This window comes from Pseudomonas sp. 13159349, assembly GCF_013305685.1.
Lineage (GTDB): Bacteria > Pseudomonadota > Gammaproteobacteria > Pseudomonadales > Pseudomonadaceae > Aquipseudomonas > Aquipseudomonas asiatica.
The window spans coordinates 78983-98294 of the sequence record NZ_CP045553.1; the positions used below are offsets into that span (position 1 = coordinate 78983).

Below are 19312 nucleotides of genomic sequence, written 5' to 3' on the forward strand. Positions count from 1 at the left end.
GACAGAGGTAAAGGTCCGGTAAAGGTCCGTGAAGCGCCATCACTATGGGAGCGGGTATTGCGCCGTATTCGGGGCCTGTACTGTACCTGTGGGAGCTGGCTTGCCGGCGATACGGCCAGCACAGCCAACGCGTCAATTCAGGCCAAGCTCCTTCAACCGGCGATATAGGGTGCGCTCGCTCAGGCCAAGGTGACGGGCCAGTTCACTGCGCGAGCCCTTGAACTGTTCCAGTGCCTGCGCCAGTTCACCCAGGTGATTGCGCCGGCCACCTGTCTTGATCGCCCCCGCTGGGCCGATATCCTCCGGCAAATGCTCGGGCCGGATCAGCCCGTCATCGGCAAACAAGCGCGCCCTTTCCAGAATGTTGCGCAGTTCGCGAATGTTGCCCGGGAATGGATGCAGCCCAAGCTGCTGCAAAGCTTCGTCGCTCAGCCTGGGCGTCGGCTTGCCTGCCATGCGCTGCAGCAGGCTCTGGGCGAGCAAGGGCAGGTCCTCTACGCGTTCGCGCAACGCCGGCAGACGGATCGGGAAGCCGCTGATGCGGTAATACAGGTCTTCGCGGAAGGTGCCGTCCGCGACCATTTGCCTGAGCGGTTTATGGGTTGCCGACACCAGGCGAAAATCCGAATGCACCGTGCGCAGGCTACCCACCGGGCGGAAGCTGCCGGACTCGATCAGGCGCAGCAGCTTCACCTGCATCGCCAGCGGTACCTCGCCAATTTCATCCAGAAAAAGGGTGCCACCATGCGCCGCTTCAGCCAGACCGATCTTGCGCTGGTTGGCGCCAGTGAACGCGCCCTTCTCGTAGCCGAACAACTCGCTCTCGAACAACGATTCGGTCAGGCCGGTACAGTCAACCACCACCAACGGGCCGTTGGCCCGGGGGCTACCCAAGTGCACTGCGCGGGCGAACAGTTCCTTGCCGGTACCCGACTCACCCTGTAGCAACACCGGGATCTGCGCCGGTGCCGCACGTTGCAGGCTGGCCAGGGCCGCTTTGAACGCTGGCGCGCGGCCGACCAGCCCTTGTTCCTGAGGCTGCGCCGACGCGAGGGTGATGCTGGTCAGGCGTTCGACAAAGGCCACCACCCTGCCCTGTTCATCCAGGATCGGCCGCAGCTCTACATCCACATGCTCGGGGCCGCGTGGCGTGTGATGAATGTGCAAAACCCGCTCCGGTGCCTTGCTGTGCCACGCCTTGCGCATCGGGCAATGCTCGCCGGCCTGGTCGCAAGGCACGGCGTAGTGGTGCGAGACCTTGTGGCATTTCTCGCCCAGCGGCGCCTGCTCGTGGCGACCGAACTGGCGGCGATAGGCAGCGTTGGCCGCCAGGATGTTGTAGTCGGTATCCAGCACGATGGTTGGCAGGGCATCGTGCTCAAGATAGGAAACCAAAGCTAGGATGAGGGGATGGGCTTCAGGCATGACGGCACCGATTGGATGACCGGCGCAGGGTAACAAGGACTGCCAAACACTGCCATTGGCTGACAGTCGACTGCCATCTGCGCTGCCACTGTCGTCGGCAATTGTCAGCAACGGGCCGGTTTCATTGGCCCAAGCGCAGGAAAATGCCTGGCATGCATCTTGATAAACCTCCTGGCACTGCCTACGCCTGTACAAGGCTGGGCGGATAAATTGGAGAACGCGATGATCATCGGCAACAACCTGCACGTGGACGCCTTTTACGACAAGGCGACCTCGACCATCAGCTACCTGGTCATGGACGGCGAAACGCGCAAGTGTGCGTTGATCGACAGTGTCCTGGACTATGACCCCAAGTCGGGGCGTACCTGCACTGCTTCGGCGGACCAGTTGATTAACCGGGTAAAGGAGCTGCGAGCTGACGTGCAGTGGGTGCTGGAAACCCATGTGCATGCCGACCACCTTTCGGCAGCGGCCTATTTGAAGGAAAAGCTCGGCGGCCATACCGCCATCGGCGCGCACATCACCCAGGTACAGAAAGTGTTCGGTGCCCTGTTCAACGCCGAGCCTGGCTTCGCCCGCGATGGCAGCCAGTTCGATGTGTTGTTCGAGGACGAGGAAGGTTTCCGCATTGGCAACCTGCATGCCCGCGCGTTGCACACCCCGGGGCACACGCCTGCGTGCATGAGCTTCATGATCGAGGACGCCGGCGAGATAGCGGTGTTCGTCGGCGACACCCTGTTCATGCCCGACTACGGTACCGCCCGTTGCGACTTCCCTGGGGCCGATGCCCGTACCCTGTACCGCTCGATCCGTCGCCTGCTGGCCTTCCCCGACCAGACCCGGCTGTTCATGTGCCACGACTACCTGCCAGGTGGCCGTGACATGCAGTACGTCACCACCGTGGCCGAGCAGCGCGCCAACAATATTCATATCCACCAGGGCATCGATGAGGACAGCTTCGTCGCCATGCGTGAAGCCCGCGACAAGACCCTCGACATGCCCGTGCTGATCCTGCCTTCGGTGCAGGTGAACATGCGCAGCGGCCAGTTCCCCGCGCCGGAAGATAACGGTGTGAGCTACCTGAAGATTCCGCTGAACAAGCTGTGACCGCCCTGCCCCATAACCAGATTTACAGGATTTACCGCCATGCCTGCCTTGTTGTCCCCTGCCAATACCGACCACCACAAAGTGGTCATCGTCGGTGCCGGCGCCGCCGGAATCGCCACCGCTTCCAGCTTGATCAGCCGTGACCCGTCGCTGGATGTGACCTTGATCGACCCCGCCGAAGTGCATTACTACCAGCCCGGCTGGACCATGGTCGGTGCCGGTGTGTTCAATGCGCCAAGCACTGCTCGCACCATGGCCTCGACCATTCCACGCGGCGTTCGCTGGATAAAGGCACGTGTGCAGGGGTTCGACCCGCTGGGCCAACTGGTCCTCCTCGAAGGCGGCCGCGCCATCAGTTATGAACAGTTGGTGGTCTGCCCCGGCCTCAAACTGGATTGGGCGGCCATTGATGGCCTCAGCGAGACCTTGGGCCGCAACGGCGTCACCTCCAACTACCGCTACGACCTGGCGCCCTACACCTGGGAACTGGTACAGAAGCTCAAGCAAGGCCGAGCCCTGTTTTGCCAGCCGCCCATGCCGATCAAGTGCGCAGGCGCGCCGCAGAAGGCGCTGTACCTGTCTTGCGACCACTGGCTGCGGCATGGTCACCTGGGGGCTGTGAAAGCCAGTTTCTTTAATGCCGGTGTAGTGTTGTTCGGAGTGGCGGACTACGTGCCCGCACTGATGAAGTACATCGACAAGTACGCAGTGGATCTCAATTTTTCCCATCGCCTGGTCGCCGTGGACGGCCCGAACAAGCGCGCCACTTTCGTGCGCACCTTGGCCGATAGCAGCAGCGAAACCCGTATCGAGGCCTTCGACATGCTGCACGTGGTACCGCCGCAGGTGGCACCGGACTTCATTCGTGAAAGTCCGTTGGCCGACAGTGCCGGCTGGGTCGATGTCGACCCGCACACCTTGCGCCATCGCCACTTCACCAATGTCCATGCCCTTGGGGACGTGACCAACACCAGCAATGCCAAGACCGCCGCCGCTGCACGCAAGCAGGCTCCGGTCGTGGCCAACAACGTGCTGGTGGCCCTGGGCAGGTTGCCTACCCTGGCCCAGTACGATGGTTATGGCTCGTGCCCGCTCACCGTCGAGCGCGGCAAGATCGTCCTTGCCGAGTTCACCTATGGCGGCAAGCTGGCTCCAAGCTTCCCCAACTGGTTGCTGGATGGCCGCAAGCCGACACGTCTGGCCTGGTTGCTCAAGGCGCAGGTGCTGCCACCCTTGTACTGGAAAAGCATGCTCAAGGGCCGCGAGTGGCTGGCACGGCCACAGCCGTTGGTAGCCGAGGATCGTCAGTGATCGAACATCAAATACTGGGAGCGGGCCTGGGCGCGATCATCGGTGCCGTGCTGGCATTGACCGGTGCCGGCGGTGGCATTCTCGCAGTGCCTTTGCTGGTGTTCGGCCTGGGGCTGTCGATGGTCGAGGCGGCACCGGTCGGCCTGCTGGCCGTAGGCATCGCGGCAGCGGTGGGTGCTGTGCTGGGCTTGCGGCAGGGCCTGGTGCGCTACCGGGCGGCGCTGTTCATCGCATTGATCGGTGTGGCAGCGGCGCCGTTCGGGCTGACGCTGGCGCACCGCCTGCCGAACACGCCACTGCAGTTGGTGTTCGCCGGGGTGTTGGTGTATGCCTGCCTGCGTATCTGGCGCAAGGCGGCCAAGGAACTGCGCGGCGAAGCCAATGATGCCCATCGCTACATCGAACCCTGCGTGCTGAACCCGCTGCAGGGCCGTTTGCGCTGGACCCTGCCCTGCGCGCGCGCCCTGGCCTTTACCGGCGCATTGTCAGGGCTGCTGTCCGGCCTGCTGGGCGTGGGCGGTGGCTTTGTCATCATCCCGGCCCTTAACCGCTACACCAACCTGCGGATGGCCAGCATCGTCTCCACTTCGCTGGCGGTGATCGCGCTGGTGTCCACCGGCAGTGTGGTCAGCGCCAGCCTCGCAGGGGTCATGCACTGGCAGGTTGGCGCCCCGTTCGCCGTCGGTGCGGTGCTCGGCCTGCTGCTGGCGCGGCCATTGGCGGCCAGGCTGGCCGGGCCGCGCTTGCAGCAGATGTTTGCCGTGGCCGGTTGGGCTGCGGCCCTGCTGCTGTCCGGCAAGGCGCTACTGGGCTAGCAGCTCGCTCTGTTCTGCCGCGCACAGCGCCAGCAGGTAGTCCCACACTACCCGCAGGCGCACTGACTTGTGCAGTTCGCGGCGGGTGCAGATCCAGTAGCTGCGCTGGATGGTTTCGCCAGGCAGCACGCGCACCAGCGTCGAGTCGTGGCGGGCCATGTAGTTGGGCAGTACGGCGATGCCCAACCCGGCGCGGGCGGCGGTTTGCTGGGCGATCACGCTGGTGCTGCGAAACACCACGTTGGGGGCCCGACAGAAGCTGTTGAGAAACAGCAGTTCCTGGCTGAACAGCAAGTCGTCGACGTAGCCGATCCAGCTGTGCCGGGCCAGGTCCTCGCGGTTGCGCAGCGGGGGCGCGCGATCCAGGTAGTCCTGGCTGGCGTACAGGGCCAGGCGATAGTCGGTGAGTTTGCGGGTGATCAGCAGGTCGGCGTTGGGCCGCTCCAGGTGGATGCTGATCTCCGCCTCGCGGTTGAGGATGCTGACGAAGCGCGGCACTGCCACCAGCTCCACTTCCAGGCCGGGGTAGCGGTCGAACAGCGCATTCATGCGCGGGGTGAAGAACATGATGCCGATGCCTTCGGTCACCCCCAGGCGAATCTTGCCCAGCGGCGTGATGGCCTGGGTGATTTCTTCCTGCGCCAGCAGGGCGACGTTTTCCATGGCTTCGGCGTGCTTGAGCAGGGCCTGGCCCGAGGGGGTCAGTTCATAGCCCTGGGCATGCTGCACGAACAGCGCAGTCCCCAGGCTCTGCTCGATGCTCTCGATGTGCCGGGCCACGGTGCTGTGGGTGGTGTTGAGGCGCTTGGCGGCGGTAAGCAGGCGGCCGCTGCGCTGCAACTCGAGGAAAAACCGCAGATCGTTCCAGTCGAACATGCTGATCCTTTTTGGCAGTTCGTTCCGGCCTCTTCGCGGGCACGCCCGCTCCCACAGGGATCGCGTTACCTTGTGGGAGCGGGCGTGCCCGCGAAGAGGCCAGCACAGACTTACCACTGTGCTAAAACGCACAGCGGCTGCGCGAAATCTCGTGTTTCCTCCACGAAATTACTCACTAAGATGGATCGGGACAAGAATAATAATCAGGCCCGAGGTTGCACATGCCATCAGCCGATTCTGTCTTCGACTACGTGGTCGTAGGTGCCGGTCCCGCCGGTTGCCTGTTGGCCAATCGTTTGTCCGCCGATCCTTCCTGCCGAGTGCTGCTGCTGGAAGCGGGTGGGCGCGACAACTATCCCTGGATCCATATCCCCGTCGGTTACCTCTATTGCATCGGCAACCCGCGCACCGACTGGTGCTTCAAGACCGAGGCGCAGCCCGGCCTGGGCGGTCGTGCGCTGGGCTATCCACGCGGCAAGGTGATGGGTGGCTGCTCCTCGATCAACGGCATGATCTACATGCGCGGCCAGGCTGCCGACTACGACCGTTGGGCCGAGCAAGGCAACGACGGCTGGGCCTGGAAGGACGTACTGCCGCTGTTCAAGGCCAGCGAAAGCCACTTTGCCGGCGCCAGCGAGCACCACGGTGGTGATGGCGAATGGCGGGTCGAGCGCCAGCGCTATAGCTGGCCGATCCTCGATGCTTTCCGTGATGCCGCCGAGCAAAGCGGCATCGGCAAGGTCGATGACTTCAATACCGGCGACAACCAGGGCTGTGGATATTTTCAGGTCAACCAGCGCAGCGGTGTGCGCTGGAACGCTTCCAAAGCTTTCCTGCGGCCGATCAAGGATCGCCCCAACCTCACCGTGCTGACCGGCGTTCAGGTTGACCAGGTGCTGCTCAACAACACCCGTGCACGGGCGGTAAAGGCGTTCTGGCAGGGTGCCTGGCACGAGTTTGCGGCACGTCGCGAGATCATCCTCTGTGCGGGCGCTGTAGGCTCTCCCGGTATCCTGCAGCGCTCCGGCATCGGCCCGCGGCAGTTATTGGAAAGCCTGGGCATTGGCGTGCGTCACGACATGCCCGGTGTTGGCGGCAACCTGCAGGATCACCTGCAGCTGCGCCTGATCTACCAGATCCGCAATTCCCGTACCCTGAACCAGATGGCCAACAGCCTGTGGGGCAAGATGGGCATGGGCCTGCGCTACCTCTATGACCGCAGTGGCCCGCTGGCCATGGCCCCGAGCCAGCTGGGTGCATTCGTGCGTTCAAGCCCGGAGCAGGCCACCGCCAACCTGCAGTACCACGTGCAGCCGCTGTCACTTGAGCGATTCGGCGAACCACTGCACACGTTCCCGGCCTTTACCGCCTCGGTGTGCAACCTGCGCCCGGCCAGCCGCGGGCGTATCGATATCCGCAGCAGCGACATGAACAGCACGCCGCTGATCGACCCCAACTACCTCAGCGACCCCCAGGACCTGCGCGTCGCCGCCGATGCCATTCGTCTTACCCGGCGTATCGTCCAGGCCCCTGCCCTCGCTGCGTTCGACCCCAAGGAATACCTGCCGGGCCCAGCCCTGCAAACCGAAGAAGAGCTGTTCGAAGCCGCCGGCAAGATCGGCACCACCATCTTCCACCCGGTAGGCACCTGCCGCATGGGCAATGGCGAACTGGACGTTGTGGATAACCAGTTGCGCGTACACGGCATCCCTGGCCTGCGCGTGGCGGACGCCTCGATCATGCCGCAGATCACCTCCGGCAATACTTGTTCACCCACCCTGATGATCGCCGAGAAGGCGGCGCAACTGATCCTCAAAGGAGCTGCTACCCAGACCTATCTGAACGAAGACGCGATACCGACGCCCTGACCCCGGGTGCGTGCAGTACCGGCAGCTGGCGGTCAGAAGCTGCCGACAGTGGAACAACAAGAATAATCACTGTGGCCTGCGGGCCGAGGACAGCAACGATGTCGGATTACATCCAAGAGCAGGGTGCGGCGGCCAGCAGCTCCAGCCGTCGTGAAGAACGCAAGATCATTTTCGCGTCATCCCTCGGGACAGTTTTCGAGTGGTATGACTTTTTTCTCTATGGTGCGCTGGCAGCGGTCATCAGCAAGCAGTTCTTCGCTGGCGTGAACGACACCACCGCCTTCATCTTCGCCCTCATGGCCTTTGCCGCCGGCTTCCTGGTGCGGCCGTTCGGTGCGCTGGTGTTCGGCCGGCTGGGCGACATGATCGGGCGCAAGTACACCTTCCTGGTCACCATCGTGCTGATGGGCCTGTCCACCTTCGCGGTGGGGTTGTTGCCCACCTACGCCAGCATCGGCATCGCGGCACCGATCATCCTGGTGGTCCTGCGCATGCTGCAGGGGCTGGCGCTGGGGGGTGAATACGGCGGTGCGGCCACCTATGTGGCCGAGCATGCTCCGCCCGGCAAGCGCGGTTTCCACACGGGTTTCATCCAGTCCACCGCCACCCTTGGCCTGTTGTTGTCGCTGGTGGTGGTGCTGGGCAGCCGCTATATCAGTGGCGACCAGTTCGAAACCTGGGGTTGGCGCCTGCCGTTCCTGCTGTCGATCGTGCTGCTGGCGATTTCCACCTGGATCCGCATGAGCATGCACGAGTCGCCGGCCTTCGTGAAAATGAAGGCCCAGGGCAAGGTCAGCAAGTCGCCGATCCGTGAGTCGTTCACCTCCTGGCCGAACCTGAAAGTGGTGCTCACCGCCCTGTTCAGCATCAACGCCGGGCAGGCCGTGACCTTCTACACGGCGCAGTTCTACGTGCTGTTCTTCATGACCCAGATGCTGAAGATGGACCCGGCCCAGGCCAACACCCTGCTGATCATCAGCGTGGTCATTGGTGCGCCGTTCTTCGTGTTCTTCGGCTGGTTGTCCGACCGTATTGGCCGCAAGCCGATCCTGATGCTCGGCCTGCTCCTGGCCACGGTGCTGTACTTCCCGTTGTTCAAGGCGCTTAGCCACTACGCCAACCCACAGATCGACGCGGCCAGCCGCCAGGCGCCGATCGTTGTCACTGCCGACCCGCAAGGCTGCACCTTCCAGTTCGACCCGGTGGGCAAGGCGCGTTTCGACAGCCCGTGCGACAAGGTCAAGACCTTCCTGGTCAAGCAGGGCCTACCGTACAGCTCTGTGGATGTGGCCGGCAGCGATGTGGTGGTCAACATCGGTGACAAGACCATCAACGGCTTCGACGAAGCGGCCATGCGTGCTGCGGTGGAACAGGCCGGCTACCCGGCCAAGGCCGACCCTGGGCAGGTCAACCAAGTGATGGTGGTGGTGCTGATCGTGGCGATGATCCTGATCGCGACCATGACCTATGGCCCGCTGGCGGCGGTGATGGTCGAGCTGTTCCCCACTCGCATCCGCTACACCTCCATGTCACTGCCCTACCACATTGGCAACGGCTGGTTCGGTGGCTTCCTGCCAACGGTGTCGTTCGCGCTGGTGGTGTACACCGGGGATATCTTCTATGGGCTGTGGTACCCGGTGGTGGTGACCGGGGTCAGCCTGGTGGTGGGGATCTTCTGCCTGAAAGAAACCAGGGATGTGGATATCGACAAGATCTGACGGTTGCAACGGGCCGTTTCTACACGCCCGCATGAGGCAATAAAAAACCGGCTGTAAAAGCCGGTTTTCTTATGCCCCAAAAAACTTATGCACGATTTTCAGAAAAATGTCATACACAGAAATAAACAGCTAATTCAAACACTTAGCGATCACTTCAGGCTTTTAATCCAAAAACAGTTCACAAGTTATCCACAGATGGTCAGGCCATCTGTTCCTGGGGTTTTTCCTCTGCTGGCGGCAGCGAACCCATGGCCCGCTGGGTCGCTTCGTTCCACGCCGCAGCGCGGTCGTTGAGCTCGGCAATGGCCCGTGGCCCGGTGCCGTTGGCGTACATCGGCTCGCCAATCACCACCTCGATTGTGCCCGCGCGCTTGCCCCAGCCGGTCTTGGGCCAGAACTTGCCGGCGTTATGGGCAATCGGCAGCACCGGCAGGCCGGCATTCACTGCCAGCGCGGTACCGCCACGGGAGAACTTGCCCATGGTGCCGAATGGCACGCGGGTGCCTTCCGGGAAGATCAGCACCCAGGTCTTCTGCTTGAGCAGCTCGTCACCCTTGCTGGCTACCTGGCGCAGGGCTTCCTTGGGGTTATCTCGGTTGATCGCGATCGGCCGCAGCATGGCCATGGCCCAACCGAAGAACGGCACATACAGCAACTCGCGCTTGAGCACCTGGCTCAGCGGCGAGAAATACTGGGAAAGGAAGAAGGTTTCCCAGGTGCTCTGGTGGTTGGACAGGATCACGCAAGGCTCATCAGGCACGTTCTCGGCGCCAGTGATCTTGTAGTCGATACCCAGGATGGTGCGCACCAGGAACAACGCGCAACGGCACCAGTACACGTTGATGAACTTGTAGCGCTTGGGGAACGACAGGAACGGCGCAACGAAGAAGCTCAGCGAGCACCACAGCAGCGAACTGGTGCCCAGCAGCAGGTAAAAAAGAAAGATTCTGATCGCCTGCAGGATCGACATAGTGGCTTGTACCATTGCGGGGCATGCCCGCCTGAGAAAAATGCGCCCGAAGGCGCACTGTTTAAATTAGTTCTCTGGCGATAGCTGCCAGATCGTCGAAAATCAGTGTAGTTTCCGGGACGCCTTTTTCCAGGGTCCGCTCGCCCTTGCCGGTTTTCACCAACACGGGTTGTGCACCGACGGCCAGGGCGGCCTCCAGGTCACCTTTGCTGTCGCCAACGAACCAGACGCCTTCCAGGCCGACCTGGTAATGCTCGGCGATCGCCCGCAGCATGCCAGGCTTGGGCTTGCGGCAATCGCAGCCTTCGTCCGGCCCGTGCGGGCAATACACGATGTGGCCCACTTCGCCACCCTGCTCGGCCACCAGCGCGCGCAGGCGCGCGTGCATGGCCTCGAGGGTAGTCAGCGCATAGTAGCCACGGGCAATGCCGGACTGGTTGGTGGCCACGGCCACCGTCCAGCCCGCCTTGCTCAACTGCGCGATCGCATCGACCGAGCCAGGGATCGGCACCCACTCGTCCAGCGTCTTGATGTAGGCGTCGGAGTCGTAGTTGATTACTCCGTCACGGTCGAGAATCAGCAGTTTCAAGGCTTACCCCAGCAGCGAAATGTCGGCCACGCCCAGGAACAGGCCGCGCAGGCGGCTGAGCAGGGCATAACGGTTGGCGCGTACCTTGGCATCCTCGGCGTTGACCATCACCGCCTCGAAGAAGGCGTCGACCGGGTCACGCAGGGCCGCCAGGCGGGCCAGCGATTCGCTGTACTGGCGTGCAGCAGCCATCGGTTGCACGGCCTGGTCGGCCTGCTGGATGGCCGAGTACAGGGAGAACTCGTTGGCGTTGTCGAAGTACTTCGGCTCGACGTGATCGGCGATGGCGCCTTCGGCCTTGCTCAGCAGGTTCGACACGCGCTTGTTCACCGCGGCCAGGGCCTCGGCTTCCGGCAGCTTGCGGAAGGCTTGTACAGCCTGCACGCGCTGGTCGAAGTCCAAGGCAGAACCTGGCTGCAGGGCACGGACCGACAGGTAGGTGGCCACGTCGATGCCTTCGTCTTCGTAACGCGCACGCAGGCGGTCGAAGATGAACTCCAGCACCTGTTCGGCCAGGCCGGCGGCCTTGACCTTGGCGCCGAACTGCTTGACCGCGAACTCGACCGCACCGGTCAGGTCCAGGTCCAGCTGTTTCTCGATCAGGATACGCAGCACGCCCAAGGCGGCACGGCGCAGGGCGTACGGGTCCTTGCTGCCGGTAGGCAGCATGCCGATGCCGAAGATGCCGACCAGGGTGTCGAGCTTGTCGGCGATGGCCACCGCAGCACCGGTGAGGGTCTGCGGCAGCTCGGCGCCAGCACCGCGCGGCATGTACTGCTCGTTCAGGGCCAGGGCCACGTCTTCCGGCTCACCGTCGTTGAGCGCGTAGTAGTAACCGGCCACACCCTGCATCTCAGGGAATTCGCCGACCATCTCGGTGGCCAGGTCGCACTTCGACAGCAGGCCGGCGCGGCCGGCGCGCTGGGCGTCGCCGCCGATCAGCGGGGCGATGAAGGCGGCCAGCTTGGAGACGCGCTCGGCCTTGTCGTACACGGTACCCAGCTGAGCCTGGAACACCACGTTCTTCAGGCGCTCGTTGAAGGTTTCCAGCGGCTGCTTCTTGTCCTGCTTGAAGAAGAACTCGGCGTCGGTCAGGCGTGGGCGTACGACCTTCTCGTTACCTTGCACGATCTGCTTCGGGTCGCGGCTCTCGACGTTGGCCACGGTGATGAAGCGCGGCAGCAGCTTGCCTTCGCTGTCCAGCAGGCAGAAGTACTTCTGGTTGTCCTGCATGGTGGTGATCAGGGCTTCCTGCGGCACTTCGAGGAAGCGCTCCTCGAACGAGCACACCAGCGGCACTGGCCACTCGACCAGGGCGGTCACTTCGTCCAGCAGCGCCGGCGGCACGATGGCGCTGCCTTCCTGCTGCATGGCCAGTTCGGCGGTACGCTTGCTGATCAGCTCCCGGCGCTCGGCGAAGTCGGCCAGCACGTAGGCTTTGCGCAGGTCTTCGACGTAGTTGGCCGGGGTGGTGATGACCACGTTTTCCGGGTGGTGGAAGCGGTGGCCACGGGATTCACGGCCTGCCTTCTGCGACAGGATGGTGCAGTCGACCACTTGGTCGCCCAGCAGCATCACCAGCCATTGGGTCGGGCGCACGAACTCTTCACGGCTGGCCGCCCAGCGCATGCGCTTGGGGATCGGCAGGTCGTTGAGCGAATCTTCGACGATGGTCGGCAGCAGGCCGGTGGTGGCCTTGCCCGGGATGTGCTGGGAGAAGCGCAGCTTGGGGCCGCTCTGGTCGATTTCCGACAGCTCCACACCGCATTTCTTGGCAAAGCCCAAGGCAGCCTGGGTCGGCTCGCCGTCTTTGAAAGCAGCCTGCAGGGGCGGGCCGTCGATATTGATGCTGCGGTCAGGCTGTTGCACGTCGAGCTGGCGGATCAGCACGGCCAAGCGGCGCGGCGCGGCGTAAACCTGCTTGCCGGTGTAGTTCAGGCCAGCGGCCTGCAGGCCCTTCTCGATACCCGCCAGGAAGGCTTCGCCAAGGCTGGCGAGGGCCTTCGGTGGCAGCTCCTCGGTGCCCAGTTCTACCAGGAAATCTTGAGCACTCATTGTGCAGCCTCCAGCTTAGCCAACACTTCGTCACGCAGTTCAGGGGTGGCCATCGGGAAGCCCAGGCGTGCGCGGGCTTGCAGATAGCTTTGCGCCACGTCCCGGGCCAGGGTACGTACACGCAGGATGTAGCGCTGGCGCTCGGTTACCGAGATGGCGCGGCGGGCGTCCAGCAGGTTGAAGGTGTGCGAGGCCTTCAGGACCATTTCATAGGTCGGCAGCGGCAGCTCAAGCTTGATCAGGCGGTTGGCTTCGCTTTCGTAGAAGTCGAACAGCTCGAACAGCTTGTCGACGTTGGCGTGCTCGAAGTTGTAGGTCGACTGCTCCACCTCGTTCTGGTGGAACACGTCGCCGTAGGTGACCTTGCCGAACGGGCCGTCGGCCCACACCAGGTCGTACACCGAGTCGACGCCCTGGATGTACATGGCCAGGCGCTCCAGGCCGTAGGTGATTTCACCAGTGACTGGGTAGCACTCGATGCCGCCTACCTGCTGGAAGTAGGTGAACTGGGTGACTTCCATGCCGTTGAGCCAGATTTCCCAGCCCAGGCCCCAGGCGCCGAGGGTCGGCGATTCCCAGTTGTCTTCGACGAAGCGAATGTCGTGGACCAGCGGGTCCAGGCCGATGGCTTTCAGCGAGCCGAGGTACAGCTCCTGGAAGTTGGCCGGGTTGGGCTTCAGTACCACCTGGAACTGGTAGTAGTGCTGCAGGCGGTTGGGGTTTTCGCCATACCGCCCGTCGGCAGGGCGACGGCTAGGCTGCACATAGGCGGCGTTCCAGGTTTCTGGACCCACGGCGCGCAGGAATGTAGCGGTGTGGAAAGTGCCGGCGCCTACTTCCATATCGTAGGGCTGAAGCACCACACAACCTTGCTCGGCCCAGTAGTTCTGCAGGGCGAGGATCAGGTCTTGGAAGGTACGCACGGCTGGCGTAGGCTGGCTCACGAAATTCACCTGTATCTGGGGATGCGGATGTAAAGAGCGGGAGTATAACCTGATTCGCCTCGCCCTCTACTCATTGGAGCCTTATGCCACGCTGCTTTTGGTGTACCGACGATCCGTTGTACCAGGCCTACCATGACCAGGAATGGGGAACGCCCCAGCGTGACCCGGCGTTGCTGTTCGAGATGCTTTTGCTCGAAGGGTTCCAGGCGGGGCTTTCGTGGATCACCGTATTGCGTAAACGCGAGCGTTATCGCGAGGTGATGCACGGCTTCGATCCGGTGAAACTCGCCGTCATGAGCGACGAACGCATCGAGGAGCTGATGCAGGATGCCGGCATCATCCGCAACCGCCTCAAGCTCAAGGCTGCCAGGCGTAATGCCCAGGCCTGGCTGGCTGTGGACAACCCCGCCGACTGGCTCTGGTCATTCGTCGGTGGTGCGCCGAAGATCAACCACTTCACTGGCCGCAGCGAGGTGCCAGCGGTTACCGATGAAGCCAAGGCGATGAGCAAAGCCCTGCAGAAAGCCGGCTTCACGTTCGTTGGCCCGACCATCTGCTATGCCTTCATGCAGGCCACCGGCATGGTCATGGACCACACCACCGATTGCGATCGCTACGCCGCCTTGTTGCGCTGAGGGGTTACAATGCGCGCCTTGCTGAAATAAGGAATTCGCCTGTGGAAAAGTTCAAGGGCGCCCTGATGGTCGGGGTGCTGCGTCTGTTTGCCAAGCTGCCCTGGGGCGCTGTGCAGCGCGTCGGCGCCGGTATCGGCTGGCTGATGTGGAAGATCCCCAACGGCTCGCGCAATGTCGTGCGCATCAACCTGGCCAAGTGCTTCCCGGAGATGGACCCGGCCGAGCGCGAGCAGCTGGTGGGCCGCGCGTTGAAGGACATCGGTAAATCCTTCGTCGAAAGTGCCTGTGCCTGGATCTGGCCGCCGCAGCGCTCGCTGGAGCTGGTCAAGGAAGTGCACGGCCTGGAAGTGCTGGAGCAGGCGTTGGCCTCGGGCAAGGGCGTGGTCGGCATCACCAGCCACCTGGGTAACTGGGAAGTGCTGAACCACTTCTACTGCAACCAGTGCAAACCGATCATCTTCTATCGCCCGCCGAAGCTGAAGGCGGTGGATGACCTGCTGCGCGAGCAGCGGGTGCAGATGGGCAACCGCGTGGCGCCTTCGACCAAGGAAGGCATCCTCAGCGTGATCAAGGAAGTGCGCCGTGGTGGTCAGGTGGGTATTCCTGCCGACCCGGAGCCGGCGGAGTCGGCCGGGGTGTTCGTGCCGTTCCTGGGTACCCAGGCGCTGACCAGCAAGTTTGTTCCGAACATGCTGGCCGGGGGCAAGGCGGTTGGGGTGTTCCTGCATGCCCTGCGGTTGCCTGACGGCTCGGGCTTCAAGGTGTTCCTGGAGGCGGCGCCGGAAGAGATGTACAGCACCGATGTGACCGTGTCGGCGGCGGCGATGAGCAAGGTGGTCGAGCGCTATGTGCGCGAGTACCCGAGCCAGTACATGTGGAGCATGAAGCGCTTCAAGAAGCGCCCGGCTGGCGAGGCGCGCTGGTACTGAGATTTTCACTGTCCCCTGTTGGAGCGGGTTTACCCGCGAATGCGTCGGTGAATCCAACATCGCATTCGCGGGTGAACCCGCTCCCACAGGGACCGCGTTAACCTGATGTCTTGCTGAGCTTCTTCAGAAACACGGTCATCTCTTTCTCGGCCTGCTTGTCCCCATGGGCCTGCGCCGCCACGATCCCCTCCTCCCAGGCCTTGCGCGCCGCCGCCAGGTCACCCTGCAGCTGATGCGCCTTGCCCAGCAGCTTCCACGCCGCCGAGTACTTCGGGTCCTGTTCCACGCACCGTGCCAGATGCACCGCCGCTTCAGCACCATTGCCTTCGTCCAGCCAGGCCTTGCCCAGGCCGAACCTCAACAACGGGTTATCCACACCCTTGGCCAGCATCTTCTCCAGCGATTCGCGCATGCCCTGTGCTCCTAGAAGAAACTCAAGCCGACGTGGAACAGCTTCTCCACATCCCGGATATGCTTTTTATCCACAACGAACAGGATCACATGGTCGCCCGATTCGATCATGGTGTCGTCGTGGGCAATCATCACCTCTTCGTCACGAATGATCGCGCCGATGGTGGTGCCCGGTGGCAGCGCGATGTCTTCGATCGCCTTGCCGACCACCTTGCTCGACTTCGAATCCCCGTGCGCCACCGCTTCGATCGCCTCGGCCGCGCCGCGGCGCAGCGAGTGTACGCTGACGATGTCGCCCCGGCGCACGTGCGCCAGCAGGGTGCCGATGGTGGCCAACTGTGGGCTGATGGCAATGTCGATGTCGCCACCCTGCACCAGGTCGACATAGGCCGGGTTGTTGATGATGGTCATCACCTTGCGGGCGCCCAGGCGCTTGGCCAGCAGCGACGACATGATGTTGGCCTCGTCGTCGTTGGTCAGGGCCAGGAAGATGTCGGCGTCGGCGATGTTCTCCTCCAGCATCAGGTCCTTGTCCGAGGCGCTGCCCTGCAGCACCACGGTGCTTTCCAGGGTGTCGGAGAGGTGTCGGCAACGGGCCGGACTCATCTCGATGATCTTCACCTGGTAGCGGCTTTCGATAGCCTCGGCCAGGCGTTCGCCGATTTGCCCGCCACCGGCGATGACCACACGCTTGTTGGTTTCGTCGATACGGCGCAGCTCACCCATCACCGCGCGGATGTCCTTCTTCGCGGCGATGAAGAACACTTCGTCGTCTGCTTCGATCACCGTGTCGCCCCGCGGGGTGATCGGGCGGTCGCGGCGGAAGATGGCCGCCACGCGGGTGTCGACGTTGGGCATGTGCGCGCGGATCTGGCGCAGTTGCTGGCCTACCAATGGGCCGCCGTAGTACGCCTTCACTGCCACCAGTTGGGCCTTGCCTTCGGCGAAGTCGATTACCTGCAGCGAGCCCGGGTGCTCGATCAGGCGCTTGATGTAGTTGGTCACTACCTGCTCGGGGCTGATCAGCACGTCGACCGGGATATGGTCGTTGTCGAACAGCTCTTCACGGGTCAGGTAGGCCGACTCGCGCACCCGGGCGATCTTGGTCGGGGTGTGGAACAGCGAATAGGCCACCTGGCAGGCGACCATATTGGTCTCGTCACTGTTGGTTACCGCCACCAGCATGTCGGCGTCGTCGGCACCGGCCTGGCGCAGCACCGTAGGCAGCGAGCCGCGGCCCTGCACGGTGCGGATGTCCAGGCGGTCGCCCAGGTCGCGCAGGCGGTCGCCGTCAGTGTCGACCACGGTGATGTCGTTGGCTTCGCTGGCCAGGTGCTCCGCCAGCGTACCGCCTACCTGCCCTGCGCCGAGGATGATGATCTTCATCCGCTACTCCCTACCTTTTGTTCTTATCCGCGCGAGGCGGCGATCTTGATCAGCTTGGCATAGTAGAAACCGTCGTGGCCGCCCTCCTGGGCCAGCAACTGGCGGCCGTGGGGCTGGCGCAGGCCGGCTTCGGTGGCCAGGTCCAGCTCACGGGCGCCCGAGGTGCGGGCAAGGAAGGCATCGATCACTTCGGTGTTCTCGGTCGGCAGGCTGGAGCAGGTGGCATATAGCAGCATGCCGCCCACTTCCAGGGTCGGCCACAGGGCATCGAGCAGCTCACCTTGCAGCGTGGCCAGGGCCGGGATGTCGTCGGCCTGACGGGTCAGCTTGATGTCAGGGTGGCGGCGGATCACGCCGGTGGCCGAACAGGGGGCATCGAGCAGAATGCGCTGGAACGGCTTGCCGTCCCACCAGCTGGCGGTGTCGCGGGCATCGCAGGCGATCAGCTCGGCGTCCAATTGCAGGCGGTCGAGGTTCTCGCGCACGCGGGTCAGGCGCTTGGCTTCGAGGTCGATGGCCACCACGTGGGCCAGGCCGGCTTCGGCTTCCAGCAGGTGGCAGGTCTTGCCACCCGGTGCACAGCAGGCGTCGAGCACGCGCTGGCCGGGGGCCAGTTCCAGCAGGTCGGCGGACAGCTGCGCGGCTTCGTCCTGCACGCTCACCCAGCCTTCGGCAAAGCCTGGCAGGCCGCGCACATCGAAGGCTTCGGCCAACACGATACCGTCACGGCTGTACTGGCAGGCGCTGGCGCCAACGCCTGCCTCGGCCAGCAGTGCCAGGTAGGCATCGCGGCTGTGGTGGCGACGGTTGACCCGCAGGATCATCGGCGGGTGGGCGTTGTTGGCGGCGCAGATGGCCTCCCAGTGCTCTGGCCAGAAGGCCTTGAGCGACTTCTGCAGCCAGCGCGGGTGGGCAGTGCGTACCACCGGGTCGCGCTCCATGCCGGCCAGCAATTCTTCGCCTTCGCGTTGGGCGCGGCGCAGCACGGCATTGAGCAGGCCTTTGGCCCACGGTTTCTTCAGCTTGTCGGCACAGCCGACGGTCTCGCCGATGGCAGCGTGGGCCGGGATACGGCTGTAGAACAGCTGGTACAGGCCGACCAGCAGCAACGCCTGCACATCGGCATCGGCGGCCTTGAACGGCTTCTGCAGCAGCTGCGCGGCCAGCAGGTCCAGGCGTGGCTGCCAGCGTGCGGTACCGAACGCCAGGTCCTGGGTCAGGCCGCGGTCGCGTTCATCGACCTTGTCCAGTTGCGCTGGCAGCGAACTGTTCAGCGAGGCCTTGCCACTGAGTACAGCGGCAAGGGCACGGGCGGCGGCGAGGCGTGGGTTCATTGGCCCAGCACCTTGCCGCTGGCGAATTTCTCGCGACGGCTGTTGAACAGGTCGCTGAAGTTCAGTGCCTTGCCGCCGGGCAGTTGCAGACGGGTCAGGCTCAGTGCCTGGTCACCGCAGGCGACAACCAGGCCGTCCTTGCTGGCGGAGAGGATCTCACCCGGGGTGCCTATCGCTGTGGACAAGTTGGCGGCCAGCACTTTCACGCTTTCGCCATCGAGGGTGCTGTGGCACACCGGCCACGGGTTGAAGGCACGGATCAGGCGTTCCAGCTCGACGGCCGGGCGGCTCCAATCGATGCGCGCTTCGTCCTTGTTCAGCTTGTGCGCGTAGGTGGCTAAGGCATCGTCCTGCACTTCACCGTGCAGCGAACCATCGGCCAGGCCGGCGATGGCCTGGACGACTGCGGGCGGGCCCATCTCGGCCAAGCGGTCGTGCAGGCTGCCGCCGGTGTCTTCGGCGCTGATCGGGGTGACCACCTTGAGCAGCATCGGGCCGGTGTCCAGGCCCGCTTCCATACGCATCACGGTCACACCGCTCTCGGCGTCGCCGGCTTCCACGGCGCGCTGGATCGGTGCGGCACCGCGCCAGCGTGGCAGCAGGGAGGCATGGCTGTTGATGCAGCCCAGGCGCGGGATATCCAGCACCACCTGCGGCAGGATCAGGCCATAGGCGACCACCACCATCAGGTCCGGCTTCAGCGCAGCCAGTTCGGCCTGGGCTTCGGGGTTGCGCAGGGTCGGCGGCTGGAACACCGGGATGTCATGGGCCACAGCCAGTTGCTTGACCGGGCTCGGCATCAGCTTCTGGCCACGGCCAGCGGGGCGGTCGGGCTGGGTGTAGACGGCCACGATCTCGTACGGGCTGTCGAGCAGGGCCTTGAGGTGTTCGGCGGCAAACTCTGGAGTGCCTGCAAAGACGATGCGCATGGAGTTCTCG

17 protein-coding genes are annotated in these 19312 nt (G+C 63.6%); 7 read left to right on the forward strand and 10 right to left on the reverse strand.

Features of this window, described 5'->3' with window-relative positions:
* Positions 1 to 132: 132 nt before the first annotated feature.
* Complete coding sequence (locus GEV38_RS00355) at positions 133 to 1425, reverse strand: sigma-54-dependent Fis family transcriptional regulator (protein WP_054572532.1); 1293 nt, start codon at positions 1423 to 1425, stop codon at positions 133 to 135.
* Between the two features lie 222 nt (positions 1426 to 1647).
* Here GEV38_RS00355 and GEV38_RS00360 point away from each other — a divergent pair, with 222 nt between their 5' ends.
* From GEV38_RS00360 to GEV38_RS00370, 3 genes are read left to right on the forward strand one after another with little or no spacing between them, the layout of a single operon-like run.
* Entirely contained in the window at positions 1648 to 2532 is an 885-nt protein-coding gene (locus tag GEV38_RS00360; protein ID WP_054572533.1) for an MBL fold metallo-hydrolase, read from the forward strand.
* 39 nt (positions 2533 to 2571) lie between these two features.
* Positions 2572 to 3843 (forward strand): FAD/NAD(P)-binding oxidoreductase, encoded by a 1272-nt coding sequence (locus GEV38_RS00365; RefSeq protein ID WP_173895516.1) that lies wholly within the window; start codon positions 2572 to 2574, stop codon positions 3841 to 3843.
* On the forward strand, positions 3840 to 4658 hold the full coding sequence (locus tag GEV38_RS00370) for a sulfite exporter TauE/SafE family protein (protein WP_015268431.1): 819 nt from the start codon (positions 3840 to 3842) through the stop codon (positions 4656 to 4658). The genes GEV38_RS00365 and GEV38_RS00370 overlap by 4 nt, the downstream gene beginning before the upstream one ends.
* Here the strand turns inward: GEV38_RS00370 and GEV38_RS00375 are convergent.
* Entirely contained in the window at positions 4647 to 5534 is an 888-nt protein-coding gene (locus GEV38_RS00375) for a LysR family transcriptional regulator (protein ID WP_015268432.1), read from the reverse strand. The genes GEV38_RS00370 and GEV38_RS00375 overlap by 12 nt on opposite strands.
* Before the next feature lie 221 nt (positions 5535 to 5755).
* On the opposite strand from GEV38_RS00375, the gene GEV38_RS00380 reads away from it, so the two are divergent.
* Together GEV38_RS00380 and GEV38_RS00385 are read left to right on the forward strand one after the other, a co-directional pair.
* Positions 5756 to 7402, forward strand: a complete 1647-nt coding sequence (locus GEV38_RS00380; protein WP_054572535.1) for a GMC family oxidoreductase — start codon at positions 5756 to 5758, stop codon at positions 7400 to 7402.
* Positions 7403 to 7500: 98 nt separating this feature from the next.
* Positions 7501 to 9120, forward strand: a complete 1620-nt coding sequence (locus GEV38_RS00385; RefSeq protein ID WP_137137807.1) for an MFS transporter — start codon at positions 7501 to 7503, stop codon at positions 9118 to 9120.
* Positions 9121 to 9319: 199 nt separating this feature from the next.
* On the opposite strand, the gene GEV38_RS00390 is transcribed toward GEV38_RS00385, so the two are convergent.
* From GEV38_RS00390 to glyQ, 4 genes are read right to left on the reverse strand one after another with little or no spacing between them, the layout of a single operon-like run.
* Complete coding sequence (locus GEV38_RS00390; RefSeq protein ID WP_025337179.1) at positions 9320 to 10105, reverse strand: 1-acyl-sn-glycerol-3-phosphate acyltransferase; 786 nt, start codon at positions 10103 to 10105, stop codon at positions 9320 to 9322.
* 46 nt (positions 10106 to 10151) lie between these two features.
* Positions 10152 to 10679, reverse strand: a complete 528-nt coding sequence (gene gmhB, locus GEV38_RS00395) for a D-glycero-beta-D-manno-heptose 1,7-bisphosphate 7-phosphatase (protein ID WP_015268435.1) — start codon at positions 10677 to 10679, stop codon at positions 10152 to 10154.
* 3 nt (positions 10680 to 10682) lie between these two features.
* Positions 10683 to 12734 (reverse strand): glycine--tRNA ligase subunit beta, encoded by a 2052-nt coding sequence (glyS, locus tag GEV38_RS00400; RefSeq protein WP_013970260.1) that lies wholly within the window; start codon positions 12732 to 12734, stop codon positions 10683 to 10685.
* Positions 12731 to 13678 (reverse strand): glycine--tRNA ligase subunit alpha, encoded by a 948-nt coding sequence (gene glyQ, locus GEV38_RS00405; protein WP_013970261.1) that lies wholly within the window; start codon positions 13676 to 13678, stop codon positions 12731 to 12733. The genes glyS and glyQ overlap by 4 nt, the downstream gene beginning before the upstream one ends.
* An 83-nt stretch (positions 13679 to 13761) precedes the next feature.
* On the opposite strand from glyQ, the gene GEV38_RS00410 reads away from it, so the two are divergent.
* Entirely contained in the window at positions 13762 to 14313 is a 552-nt protein-coding gene (locus tag GEV38_RS00410; protein ID WP_003260004.1) for a DNA-3-methyladenine glycosylase I, read from the forward strand.
* 41 nt (positions 14314 to 14354) lie between these two features.
* Complete coding sequence (locus tag GEV38_RS00415; RefSeq protein WP_015268436.1) at positions 14355 to 15242, forward strand: lysophospholipid acyltransferase; 888 nt, start codon at positions 14355 to 14357, stop codon at positions 15240 to 15242.
* A gap of 97 nt (positions 15243 to 15339) precedes the next feature.
* On the opposite strand, the gene GEV38_RS00420 is transcribed toward GEV38_RS00415, so the two are convergent.
* The 4 genes from GEV38_RS00420 to fmt are packed head-to-tail and all read right to left on the reverse strand — an operon-like array spanning position 15340 to position 19302.
* Positions 15340 to 15654, reverse strand: a complete 315-nt coding sequence (locus tag GEV38_RS00420; RefSeq protein WP_015268437.1) for a tetratricopeptide repeat protein — start codon at positions 15652 to 15654, stop codon at positions 15340 to 15342.
* Positions 15655 to 15665: 11 nt separating this feature from the next.
* Positions 15666 to 17039, reverse strand: coding sequence for a Trk system potassium transporter TrkA (gene trkA, locus GEV38_RS00425; protein ID WP_013970264.1), 1374 nt, complete (start codon positions 17037 to 17039; stop codon positions 15666 to 15668).
* 23 nt (positions 17040 to 17062) lie between these two features.
* Positions 17063 to 18373: a 16S rRNA (cytosine(967)-C(5))-methyltransferase RsmB gene (gene rsmB / locus GEV38_RS00430; RefSeq protein ID WP_054572537.1), complete on the reverse strand. Its 1311-nt coding sequence runs from the start codon at positions 18371 to 18373 to the stop codon at positions 17063 to 17065.
* A complete protein-coding gene (gene fmt / locus GEV38_RS00435) occupies positions 18370 to 19302 on the reverse strand; it encodes a methionyl-tRNA formyltransferase (protein ID WP_054572538.1) in 933 nt (310 codons plus the stop codon). Before fmt ends, rsmB begins: the two co-directional genes overlap by 4 nt.
* Between the last annotated feature and the right edge of the window lie 10 nt (positions 19303 to 19312).